Source organism: Filimonas zeae, assembly GCF_014641615.1.
GTDB classification, from domain to species: domain Bacteria; phylum Bacteroidota; class Bacteroidia; order Chitinophagales; family Chitinophagaceae; genus Filimonas; species Filimonas zeae.
In genome coordinates, this window is the sequence record NZ_BMIB01000007.1 from 20,736 (window position 1) to 33,337 (window position 12,602).

Below are 12,602 nucleotides of genomic sequence, written 5' to 3' on the forward strand. Positions count from 1 at the left end.
CCGCTGCAAAGGTCGTAAAAACAAAATGCTAAAGCTGTCAGGAGCGGTTTATTTCTCCTCATCTCGTAATTCCGTACCATTGCATAGGTGTACCTTTGCAACTGCAAAGCCCCTGCCGGGATTTCCATTTATTGAAAGAAATTGATGCGCATTGTCAGGAAGGAATATTAATATAGCCCTGGTTGGCAACCCCAACTGCGGTAAATCGTCATTATTCAACGCACTAACGGGCCTGAATCAGAAAGTAGGGAATTTTCCGGGTGTTACGGTAGATAAGAAAACAGGACAGAGTTCGCTGGATGCGGCTGTTCAGGCAACTATTATTGACCTGCCGGGTACGTACAGCCTATACCCCCGCCGGGCCGATGAGTGGGTGGCCTACCGCGTAATGATGAACGTGGATGCCGACATTAAGCCGGAAATGGTGTTGCTGGTGGCCGATGCCAGTAATTTAAAACGCAACCTGCTGTTCTGTAGTCAGATCATTGACCTGAAAGTGCCTGTAGTGGTGGCGCTTACAATGATGGATCTGGCGCGTAGCAAAGGCATTGAAATAGATGTTCCCGGCCTGGAAAGGGAACTGGGAGTACCTGTTATTCCGGTTAACCCGCGCAAAAACAAGGGCATTGATCAGCTGAAAAAGGCGCTTACCCAAACCGCTCACCAGCAGGCAGCTATTTCGCGCCGCGATTTTATCAGCAACAAACAACTGGCGCCCGAAGCGGTGGCTGGTGTGCAGCAACTGGTGCCGGGCCTGAGCGATTACGCTTCTGTTCACTACCTTATTAACCACGAAAACTTTCCGCTGGCAGATGATATGCAGCATAACATTGAACAGCTGGAGATTGACAATAAATTTAACCCCACCAAAAGCCAGGCAGAAGAAATTCTGCAGCGTTACACCCGCATACGGCAGATTATGCAGCAGAACGTGGTAGAGCCCGATCCGCTACAGAAAAAGCTGTTTACCGAAAAGCTGGATAACCTGTTCCTGCATCGCGTATGGGGTTATGTAATATTACTGGCTACTTTGTTTCTGCTGTTCCAGAGCATTTTCTGGCTGGCCACTTATCCCATGGATCTTATTGAAGGGAGCTTCAGCAGCGTACAAGGCTGGCTGGCAGCCAAATTGCCGGAAGTATGGTGGAGCGACTTGTTGCTGAACGGCTTTCTGGCCGGTTTGGGTGGTATTCTGGTGTTTGTGCCACAGATTATGATTTTGTTTGGTCTAATCACTATTCTGGAAGATACCGGTTACATGGCCCGCATCAGCTTTCTGAGTGATAAACTGATGCGCAAAGTAGGCCTGAACGGAAAAAGCGTAATGCCTATGATCAGCGGTCTGGCCTGTGCCGTACCTGCCATTATGAGCGCCCGTAACATCGAAAACAAAAAAGAGCGGCTGTTAACTATACTGGTTACGCCACTGATGAGTTGTAGTGCACGCTTACCCGTATTTACTATACTGATTGCACTGGCTGTACCACAAACCTACTACTTTGGCTTTTTAAGCTTGCAGGGGTTGGTAATGATGGGTCTGTACCTGCTGGGTCTGGTAATGGCGCTGATAGTAAGCTATGTGCTGAAGATTATAGTAAAAATGAAAGAGAAGAGCTTTTTTATTCTGGAACTGCCTGTATACCGCGCACCACGCTGGAAAAACGTAGGCGTTACCATGATTGAGAAGGCGAAAATATTTGTACTGGATGCAGGCCGTATTATTCTGGTAATTAGTGTGCTGCTGTGGTTTTTAAGTAGCTACGGCCCTAAAGAGCGGATGGCTAAAGTAGAAGAGAAGTATGCGGTGCTGCAGGAAAAAGCCACTACCAATGAACAGAAAGAAGAACTGACCCGCGAACTGAGCACTGAGAAACTGGAAAATTCTTACGCCGGCATTATAGGAAAAGCCATTGAACCTGCTATTAAACCATTGGGTTACGATTGGAAAATAGGCATAGCACTGGTAACCTCTTTTGCAGCCCGCGAAGTGTTTGTAGGTACCATGGCAACGTTATACAGTGTGGAAGAAACAGACGACAACGTTACCCTCCGCGAAAAAATGCACAACGCCACCCGCGAGGATGGAACCAAGGTATACACACTGGCAACCTCTATATCATTAATGGTATTTTATGTACTGGCTATGCAGTGTATGACCACGGTAGGTGTGGTAAAACGCGAAACCAAAGGTTGGAAATGGCCATTGATTCAGGTGGGGTATATGACACTGCTGGCGTATGTAACCAGCTTTGTGTTCTACCAGATTTTCTTATAAATGAATTCACCCTCACATTAACAGGTGAGGGTGAATTCATTTATCCTTCTTCCTTTCTGCCGCGGCCTTTGAACGCATTTTTTGTACTTCTTAATTTCTTATTTTTGTAAAAAATGATTTCAAATGAAATCAGAAGAAAAATACAGGATATCGTTGGAGGAGCTTTCGGAGAAGGGAATGAAGATTATTGCTCTAAGATCAGAAGTCTCTTATGCCAAAGCTTTGGAACAAGTCCAACGGTTAAGAAAGAATTCGAAAGTCGGGCAATCGTTAAAGAACAGCAAGCCCGTTTCCTAACTTCGTACGCATCTAATCATGGATTATGGCTACCGTCATTACCAGCCGGTAGTCAATATTTAATTGAGGGAGGTGAATCTAAAGTATACCTCGCTGCCGATAGAAAGAATGTTATCAAAACTAACGATGCGGGCTACTATGCTACGTGGGGCGAATTTTTTAATAATCTGGTACTTCATAATTTATTTTTTCCTTACACAGGCTATTCCTTTCTCGGATTTACTGAAATAGACAACGAATTACGGGCTGTTCTGCATCAACCTTTTATAGAAGGAGAGCAAGCTGAATTGGAGCACATAGAAGGGGTATTAGCATAACGGATTTACGAGAGTTAAACGCCAGGATTATTACCATCATGAACTGGGTATAGCATTAGAAGATATGCACGATGAGAATGTAATTGCTCAGGGGCAGCTTTTGTTTTTTATTGACACGGTATTTTATATAATGGGCAAATAAATCGTGTAGCGTTTGTACCATTCTATTATTCTTTGTATTTGTATCTATCACCACTATAATACAATCGTAACACAGGTCCCCGCACCCTCCTCACTCTTAATCAATATCTGCCCGCCAATCTTATCCAGAAACTCTTTCATCAGCAGCAACCCCAGTCCGCTACCTTTCTCGTTCTGCGTACCTGGTGTAGAAAAGTTCTTGTTCGATTCAAAAAGTGCTTTTACCTTATCCATAGCCATACCAACACCTGTATCGCAAATCTTCAGTTTGGTTCTGTTTTCTGTTTGCTGGGCGGTAATGGTAATACTGCCATGTTCTGTAAACTTGTTGGCATTGCTTATCAGGTTGCGCAGTATAAACTGCAATGCCTGCTGTTCTGTCTGCACCACCAGTTGTTCGGGAACATCGTTCTGAATGGTATTGTGCTTCAGGTTGGCGGTAAGTGTATGGTTTACCAGTACCTGATCTACCAGCGTGCGTAACATCACCGGCAGCTTTTGCAGGCGCTGTACCTTCATTTGCAGCCTGCCCCAATCGGTTACGTTGGCCACCATTTCAATGGTGCTGTCCAGTTGCCTGGCCGACATTTCCAGCATTTCAGTGGTTTCTTCTTCCGATAAAGCGCCGGAGGTCTGCAGCTCAATAATCGCTTTCAGCGCCGCCAGCGGGTTGCGCACGTCATGCGCTATAATAGAAGTAATTCTGTTTTGTGTGTTAATCAAGTGCTGCAGTTCCAGGTTGCGGCTGCGCAGCTCAATCAGTTTAATAATCTGTTTCGCCAGCACTTTCAGGCCAAAAGTCTGGTCTTCATCCAGCATACGGGGTGTTTTATCAATCACGCACAGCGTACCCAGTTTATAACCTTTGTCCGTTACCAGCGGCACCCCGGCGTAAAAACGCACATTAGGGTCGTTGGTAACAAAGGGGTTGTCAGAAAAACGGTCATCTCTGGAAGTGTCTTTCACCTCCATAATATCGTCCTGCAATATGGCGTGGCTACAAAAAGAAAGGCTTCTTTCCGTTTCGTGAATATTAATTCCGGTTTTGGCTTTAAACCATTGGCGCCCTGCATCAATCAATGTAATCAGCGATATAGGCACTTTACAAAGGCGCGAGGCCAGTTGTACTATCTCGTCAAAGTCGGGGTCAGAAGCGGTATCCAGTAAATTAGTCTTGTATAACTCCTGCAGGCGTTCCTGCTCGTTGTGGGGTAAAGCGGCTTCAATCATTACGGTACCAGTTTATAAGGTTACGGTATTTCAAAGTTAGGGCAAGCATTCATTTAAGGGAGTTAAATTAAGTACTTTACCGATTATAAATTGCTAAAAATTGTATATGCATTTAACGGCGGCTTAAGAGTTTGGGTAAAAGGCCTACTTTTAGTGAAATTTTTTCTGCTGCCATTTCTTTTTAACTTAAAAACCTTTGACAATCAGCACTATGGTTAGTAAACGTATCTGCCGCACGGTGGCTATGGCCGTGGCAGTAACTTTTGGTGTAACGGTACAGGCCCAGAAGCTGGATGAAGCCCTGGGCAAACTGGGCGAAGAGTACCAACCGGAAAGGGCTTATCTGCATTTTGACAAAGGGGCTTACTCACCAGGTGAAACCATCTGGTTTAAAGCTTACTTGCAAGCCGGTATTTTTCCCTCCGATATCAGTAAGAACTTTTATGTAGACTGGACTGACGGTACAGGCCTGGTGCTGTTTCACACCACCACACCTTTGCTGGAAGGCACTGCCAAAGGCAGCTTCGATATCCCTTCTACCTATAAAGGCCAGGTAATTCACGTGCGGGCATATACCAGCTGGATGAAGAATTTTGATACCGTATTCTTCTATAATAAAGACCTCCGGGTGGTACAGGCAAAGGACGCCGCTACTGCCGTGAAAAAAACAGAAGTAAATCTGCAGTTTTTACCGGAAGGCGGCGATATGATTGCCGGTTTAAAATCGCGCGTGGCTTTTAAAGCTACCGATCAGTGGGGTAAGCCGGTATTTGTAAAAGGTAAAATTACCAATGCCGCCGGTGAACTGGTAGATACTTTTAAAGCCGTTCACGATGGTATGGGTACCGTAGAAATTGAAACCAAAGCGGGTGATAGCTATACAGCCACCTATACCGGTGCAGATGGCCAGCCCAAAACCGTAAAACTACCCGAACTGAAAACCGTAGGCGCTACCTTATCTGTAAACGGATATGGTGCACGCCGCAGCTTTCTGGTAGAGCGTACTGCGGATGCGCCGGACAATTTCAAAACCTTATACATTATGGCTACGCTGCAACAGCAGCTGATTTACCGCGCTAAGGTAGACCTTACCGAAAGTGCCGCCATTGGTGGCAGCATGCCGGTGGGTAATCTTCCCAGTGGTTTGGTAAATATTACCCTGTTCGATGCTAACTGGGTACCCGTAGCCGAGCGTATTACTTTTGTAAACAACCACAACTACAGCTTTAAACCAACTATAGAGGTGGTGGGCGATACCCGCAAACGCGCCAAAAGCTTTATTGATATTGATGTGCCGGATACCGTATCCGCCAACATGTCTATATCGGTAACCGACCTGAATGCAGGGGCCGATACTTCTGATAACATTGTATCGCACCTGTTACTCACCAGCGATTTAAGAGGCTACATTCATAACCCGGCTTTTTACTTCAAAAACGAATCAGACAGCTTACAGAAATATCTGGATCTGGTAATGCTTACCAGCGGCTGGCGCCGCATAAACTGGCAGGACATTGCCAACAACAAAATGCCGGATATCAAATACAGAAGAGATAGTTCTTACCTGTCTTTCTCCGGTAAAGTGTTTGGAGCCACACCTATCCAGATTCGTGAAGCGGCCAACATTAACCTGATTATGAAGTCGCGCGACTCCAGCACTTCCCTTAACTTTTTACCCCTGCGTCCGGATGGCTCTTTCTCCGATCCTTCTATGCTGTTCTTCGATACACTGAAAGTGTATTACCAGTTTAACAAAATCAGAGATATGGCTTCCCGCGTAGCGGTATCATTCAGTAACGGACTGTTACCGGTGCCCTACCGCATTGGCGATCTGCCACCGGTAGCCAACCTGGTAATATTTGATACCAGCGGCAATGCCCGCATACGCTTACTGGCCAACGAGCAGGCCCGTTTAACCAAACTGTTACAAACCACCACACTGGAAGGCGTAACCGTTAGGTCAAAAGCCAAAAGTCCCATGCAGATACTGGACGATAAATATGCCAACGGCCTGTTTAAAGGCGATGGTTACCAGTTTGACGTAATGAATGATGTGGTGGCGCAAAGTTCTTTCAGCGTATTCCAATACCTGCAAGGCAGGGTAGCGGGTTTGCAGATAAACAATACCGGAACCGGTGGTCAGCCCAGCGCTACCTGGCGGGGAAGTAATACTTCCTTTTTCCTGGATGAAATGCCGGTAGATGCACAACAACTGAGCAATATTCCTATGGCCGATGTGGCGTATATTAAAGTAATGCGTCCGCCGTTCTTCGGTAGCTTTGGCGGTGGTTCCGGTGGTGCTATTGCCGTATACACACGCAGGGGTGGCGATGTAAAAAGCGAACCGGGCAAAGGACTGGACTCCAAAGAAATTGCCGGATATACAAAGTTTAAACAGTTTTACTCGCCCAATTATGCGGTAGCAGATTCACGCCACGAACAACCGGATGTGCGTTCTACCCTGTACTGGAACCCTTATGTATTAACCGATCCTAAAACACACCGCATATCGCTGGAGTTTTACAACAGCGATATCACTAAAAAAATGCGCGTGGTAATAGAGGGTATGAACAAAGAGGGCCGCCTGGTGCATTTTGAGCAGATAGTAGATTAAGCGTAAGTAAACATATTGTTAAAGGAAAAGAACCGGGCTTCATTCGCCCGGTTTTTTTATTGGGTTCACCGTAAGGTGCGCCCTGTGGGAAAAAGCGCCCTGAAATGTGTATATCTTTATCAGGTTATCGTTTACAGATAAATTACTTAAGACGAACAGATGTCATCAAAACACATCCCTGCAATCATGGCTTGCGCTTGCCTGGTGGTTGCATGTGGTAAAAAGAAACAGCCGGAGAAGACCTCTTCTGCGGCACAGGCTACAGTTGTAGATGTAATAGTTGCCCGTTATTCCAATGTTGTAAACACCGTAGAAGCCAACGGTACGGTAATAGCCAACGAGTTTGTAGAACTAAGGCCCGAAGTAAGTGGCCGCCTTACTTACCTGAATGTACCGGAAGGAAAATATATAGAAGCAGGTACGGTAATAGCCCGTGTAAATGATGCCGATTTACAGGCACAGTTAAACAAAACCAAAGTACAGTTACAGCTGGCGGAGAAAACCGAAGAGCGCCTTCGCACGCTGCTGGATATAAACGGCGTAAACCAGGCCGATTACGATGCTGCCCTGAATGCCGTTAACGGTTTTAAAGCAGATATTGCCTACACACAGGCCATGATTGATAAAACCGTGGTACGTGCACCGTTCAGCGGTACTGTAGGTTTAAGGCAGGTAAGCCCCGGTGCTTTTGTAAACAACACCAGCATACTGGCTACTATGCAGCAGCTGAACCAGCTGAAGATAGATTTTACGTTACCTGAACAATATGGCAATCTGGTACGTACCGGTGGTACGGTAGAGGTGGAGCTGGATGGCCCGCAGGCTGCCCGCCGCAAAGCCAGCATTATTGCTATAGAGCCGCAGGCCAACACTGTAACCCGCAATTTAAAAGTGCGCGCAGTAATTGGTGCCGATGGCAAAACCAACCCCGGTGCTTTTGTAAAAGTATATGTGGGTGCAGGAGCATCCAACAAAGCCATTCTTATTCCTACCAATGCTATTATACCAGACGATAAGAACAAACAGGTGGTACTGGTAAAAAATGGTAAAGCCAGCTTTGTATCTGTTCAAACCGGATTAAGACAAAGCTCTAATGTGGCCGTTACCAAAGGCATGCAGGAAGGGGATACCCTTGTAGTAAACGGTGTGCTGTTTGCCCAGCCGAACGCAGCCGTAAAAGTGCGTCAGGTAAAATCGCTGGAACAACTGGTTGATTCCACCGCCACAGGTACCGGTGGCAGTAAAAACTAAACGGATTATCAGTAATGAACATATCTGAACTTTCTTTAAAAAGGCCCGTGTTTGCAACGGTAATGAACATATTCATTATCCTGCTGGGGGTGGTGGGCTTTACCTTTCTGGCCGTGCGGGATTATCCGGCTATTGACCCGCCTACTATTAACGTTTCTACTTCTTATACCGGCGCCAACTCCGATATTATCGAAAGCCAGATTACCGAGCCGCTGGAAAAGCAGATCAACGGTATTCCCGGTATCAGAACCATTACTTCTTCCAGCCAGCTGGGTAGCAGTAATATTACGGTAGAGTTTAACCTGGGTACCGACCTGGAAGCGGCTGCCAGTGATGTGCGCGATAAAGTGGGTCAGGCACAGCGCAGCCTGCCACAGGATATTGATGCGCCGCCCGTTGTATCCAAGGCCGATGCCAACAGCGATTTTATTCTGCTGCTGGCTGTGCAAAGCCGCTCTAAAAGTCTGCTGGACCTGAGTGACTATGCCGAAAACGTTTTACAGCAACAGTTACAAACCATAGAGGGCGTTAGCTCGGTAAACATATTCGGACAAAAGCGTTACGCCATGCGTATATGGCTGAAGCCGGATAAAATGAATGCTTACAACGTAGCCTTTACCGATATACGTACCTCGCTGAATGCCGAAAACGTAGACCTGCCACCCGGTAAAATCTACGGCAGCAATACAGAATTAACCATACGTACACTGGGCCGCTTAACTTCCGAACAGCAGTTCAGAGATCTGATTATAAAAGAAGACAGCGCGGGTATTGTACGCCTGAACGATGTGGCTACGGTAGAGCTGGGGCCTGAGCAAATGGAACAAAGCTGGAAGTACAACGGCGTTAACGCTGTTGGTTTAGCGGTAATTCCACAGCCCGGCGCTAACAACATTGCCATTGCCGATGAGTTTTACAAGCGTATAGATGAAATAGAAAAGAGTAACAAAACAGACATCTCTTTTCAGGTACTGATAGATAATACCAAAAACATCCGCAACTCACTGGAAGAAGTAGAAGAAACCCTGCTTATTTCCTTTGGGCTGGTAGTACTGGTAATCTTCTTCTTCTTCCGTAGCTGGCTAACCGCTATACGTCCGCTGATAGATATTCCTATTTCGCTGGTGGCTACTTTCTTTATCATGTACATCTGCGGCTTTACCATTAACGTGTTAACGCTGCTGGGTATAGTACTGGCAACCGGTCTGGTGGTGGATGATGGTATTGTGGTAACCGAAAACATTTTCCGTAAACTGGAAGAAGGGCTGGATATACGCAGGGCAGCATTGGAAGGCAGTAAGGAAATTTTCTTTGCCGTTATATCCACTTCCATTACGCTGGCCATTGTGTTTTTACCCGTAATATTTCTGGAGGGCTTTGTAGGCCGTTTGTTCCGCGAGTTTGGTGTGGTGCTGGCAGCAGCCGTATTAATATCGGCCTTTGTATCGCTTACCATTACACCGGTACTAAACGTATACCTTACTAAAAAGAATACAGAACACGGCTGGTTTTACCGCAAAACAGAACCCTTTTTTGAAGGTATGGAAAACGGCTACCGCCGTTTACTGGAAGGGTTTATGAAGTTGCGCTGGATTTCGTGGGTGATTATTATTGCCTGTGGTGCAGCTATCTGGTTAATACTAGGTGGTATGCGTAGCGAGATAGCGCCGCTGGAAGACCGTAGCAGCGTTCGCTTTACCGTAACAGGCCCGGAAGGAACCAGCTTTAACTACATGCGGGATGTTACCGACCGTATATCGCAATTTCTATACGACTCGGTTCCTGAACGTGACTTTGTATTTGCCCGTGTAGGTGGTGGCGGCGGAAACAGCGGTACCAACAGCTCGCAGCCACGTATTGGTTTAACGCCTCCGGCAGAGCGCAACCGCAGTCAGGCTGAAATTACCAACGACCTGCAACGCAAGCTGCGCCGCTTTAACGATGCGCGCATTTTTGCCACACAAGAGCAAACCATTGCCGTAGGCTCCAGCTCCCGCTCTGGCCAGCCCGTACAGTTTGTACTGCAAAACCAGGATCTGACAAAGCTGAAAGAGATCATCCCTAAGTTTCTGGAAGAAGCCCGTAAGGATAAAACCTTCAGCAACGTAGATGTAAACCTGAAATTCAATAAGCCTGAGATACAACTTACCATCGATCGTATGAAGGCGCGCGACCTGGGCTTATCCAGCCAGGATGTAATTGCCGCTGCACAGTCTGCCTTTAGCGGTGGCCGTATGGCTTACTTTATCATGAATGGTTTTCAGTACCAGGTAATTGCCCAGGTAGAGCGGAACGATCGTGATAAACCTAACGATATTGAAAGGCTGTTTGTACGCAGCAGCACCGGTGAGAATATTCCGCTGGACGCGGTGATTAAGCTGGAGGAAAGCAGTAACCCGGCCACCCTGTATCACTTTAACCGTTACAAATCCGCCACTATCTCTGCTTCCCTGGCAGAAGGAGAAACCATTGGTGACGGTGTAAAAGCCATGCAGGCCATAGCAGACAAATTGCTGGACCCCAGTTATCAAACGGCCTTATCCGGCGCTTCGCGCGACTATGCAGAAAGCTCTTCCAACATTATGTTTGCCTTTGGTCTGGCGTTGATATTTATCTACCTGGTATTGGCAGCACAGTTCGAAAGCTTTCTCGATCCGTTCACCATTATGCTTACCGTGCCGCTGGCGTTGGCAGGTGCTTTAATCAGTCTGGCTATATTCGGGCAAACACTCAACATCTTCTCCGAAATTGGTATGATCATGTTGATTGGGCTGGTAACCAAAAACGGGATATTGATTGTGGAGTTTGCCAACCAGAAGCGGGAGTTAGGATTACCGCGCATGCAGGCGGTAGTAGAAGCAGCGCAGCAGCGTCTGCGGCCTATTCTTATGACCAGTCTGGCTACCTCGCTGGGTGCATTGCCCATTGCGTTAAGTTTGGGTGCGGCCTCTACCAGCCGTATTCCGCTGGGTATTGTAATTGTAGGCGGTATCGTGTTCTCGTTAATATTAACGCTGTTTGTAATTCCGGCGGTGTATACGTACATCTCCGGCAAACACAAACCGCATGTTACCAGAATAAGTGAATAACCTCCGGCGGGGTAACAGCCGGATACAACAGTAATCTGTTTAGAAACCAAATACGAAAGGATGAAAAAACTGGTGATATTGGGTATGCTGGCGCCGCTGTTTACAGCGGCGCAGCAACCGCTTACGCTGCCCGATGCCATTGATATAGCATTAAAGAACAGCCTGGATATTCAGGTGGCCAAAAACAATGTACAGCGCAACGAAGTGCTGAACAGCTACGGTGTGGCCGGTGGCCTGCCTACGGTAAACGCAAATGCGAATGATGTGGAGCAGATCACTACCATTAACCAGGAGTTTGCCAACACCGCCCGTAATACCAAACGCAGCAACGTAGCTACCAACAACCTCAGCGCCAACGTAACCGGTAGTATTATACTGTTTAACGGCTACCGTGTAGTGGCTACCAAAAACCGGCTGGAAGAACTGGAAGCACAAAGCAGACAGTTACTGAACGCCCAGGTACAGAATATACTGGCAGCGGTTATGACGGCTTATTTTGATGTGGTGCGCCAGCAGGGTTATGTAAAAACCATTGACCAGTCTATACAGGTAGCACAGCAAAAGCTGGACATTATTAAAACCCAGCAAACAGTGGGCCTGGCCAATAATGCCGATCTGTTTCAGGCACAGCTGGATGTTACGGCACTTATACAAACACAGGCCCAGCAGCAGCTGGTAATAGCCCAGGCTAAAACAGAATTGTTACGCCTGCTTACCTTAAAGTCAGACTCGCTGATTACCATACAGGATACCATTACCGTAGATAAGGGTATCCTGCTGGCCAATATTGAACAGCGCCTGGCTTCTAACCCCGATATTGTTGCTGCTGCGCAGCAGGTAGCTATTAATGGGTATATTGTAAAAGAAACTGCCTCACAGCGTTATCCTTCTTTACGTGCCAACGGCGGTTACAACTTTGTATACAACAAAAGCGCAGCGGGCGATACCCGTTTAAATAACAGCTATGGCCCTACACTGGGTGTAAGCCTGGCAATACCTATTTACAACGGCCTTGCTTTTAAACGCCAGCAGCGGGCCGCAGAAATTGACGTAAAAACAGCCGAACTGCAAAGGCAAACCCTGGTGCGCGACTATTCCGCCAACATGGTAAAGAACTACCAGAGTTACACCAGCACCCTGCAACAGCTGGAGCGTGAACAAACCAACTACGGAATAGCACAGCAACTGTTAGATCTGGTGTTAAAACGCTTTCAGTTAAAACAGGCCACCATAGTGGAGGTACGCCAGGCACAACAGAGTTTTGAAGAAGCCGGCTACCGCCTGGTAAACCTGAACTTTGCCGCCAAAGCCGCTGAAATAGAACTGAAGCGACTGGGCAGCCTGCTACAATAACCACCCTTATTATTTTGCCGTTAACGGGCACTACC

General features: G+C 47.0%; 8 protein-coding genes. 7 read left to right on the forward strand and 1 reads right to left on the reverse strand.

Features of this window, described 5'->3' with window-relative positions; all coding sequences use genetic code 11:
* Window positions 1–151 precede the first annotated feature (151 nt).
* From feoB to IEY13_RS30485, 3 genes are all read left to right on the forward strand, one after another.
* On the forward strand, window positions 152–2,275 hold the full coding sequence (gene feoB / locus IEY13_RS28205) for a ferrous iron transport protein B (protein ID WP_188958868.1): 2,124 nt from the start codon (window positions 152–154) through the stop codon (window positions 2,273–2,275).
* A gap of 113 nt (window positions 2,276–2,388) precedes the next feature.
* On the forward strand, window positions 2,389–2,889 hold the full coding sequence (locus IEY13_RS28210) for a putative polyvalent protein kinase domain-containing protein (RefSeq protein WP_188958875.1): 501 nt from the start codon (window positions 2,389–2,391) through the stop codon (window positions 2,887–2,889).
* Between the two features lie 49 nt (window positions 2,890–2,938).
* The gene (locus IEY13_RS30485; protein ID WP_373287040.1) at window positions 2,939–3,031 is read left to right on the forward strand and encodes a putative polyvalent protein kinase domain-containing protein; all 93 of its coding nucleotides are present in this window, start codon (window positions 2,939–2,941) and stop codon (window positions 3,029–3,031) included.
* Between the two features lie 53 nt (window positions 3,032–3,084).
* Here IEY13_RS30485 and IEY13_RS28220 read toward each other — a convergent pair whose 3' ends face one another.
* On the reverse strand, window positions 3,085–4,260 hold the full coding sequence (locus tag IEY13_RS28220; protein ID WP_188958877.1) for a GAF domain-containing sensor histidine kinase: 1,176 nt from the start codon (window positions 4,258–4,260) through the stop codon (window positions 3,085–3,087).
* 196 nt (window positions 4,261–4,456) lie between these two features.
* Here IEY13_RS28220 and IEY13_RS28225 point away from each other — a divergent pair, with 196 nt between their 5' ends.
* The 4 genes from IEY13_RS28225 (at window position 4,457) to IEY13_RS28240 (ending at window position 12,567) form a co-directional block, all read left to right on the forward strand.
* Window positions 4,457–6,874: a TonB-dependent receptor plug domain-containing protein gene (locus IEY13_RS28225; RefSeq protein WP_188958879.1), complete on the forward strand. Its 2,418-nt coding sequence runs from the start codon at window positions 4,457–4,459 to the stop codon at window positions 6,872–6,874.
* Between the two features lie 186 nt (window positions 6,875–7,060).
* On the forward strand, window positions 7,061–8,125 hold the full coding sequence (locus tag IEY13_RS28230) for an efflux RND transporter periplasmic adaptor subunit (protein WP_188958881.1): 1,065 nt from the start codon (window positions 7,061–7,063) through the stop codon (window positions 8,123–8,125).
* Between the two features lie 14 nt (window positions 8,126–8,139).
* Window positions 8,140–11,214 carry an efflux RND transporter permease subunit gene (locus tag IEY13_RS28235; RefSeq protein ID WP_188958883.1) on the forward strand — a complete coding sequence of 1,025 codons (3,075 nt, stop codon included), beginning with the start codon at window positions 8,140–8,142 and terminating at the stop codon, window positions 11,212–11,214.
* A 60-nt stretch (window positions 11,215–11,274) separates the two neighbouring features.
* Window positions 11,275–12,567: a TolC family protein gene (locus tag IEY13_RS28240; RefSeq protein WP_188958885.1), complete on the forward strand. Its 1,293-nt coding sequence runs from the start codon at window positions 11,275–11,277 to the stop codon at window positions 12,565–12,567.
* The last annotated feature ends 35 nt before the right edge of the window (window positions 12,568–12,602 follow it).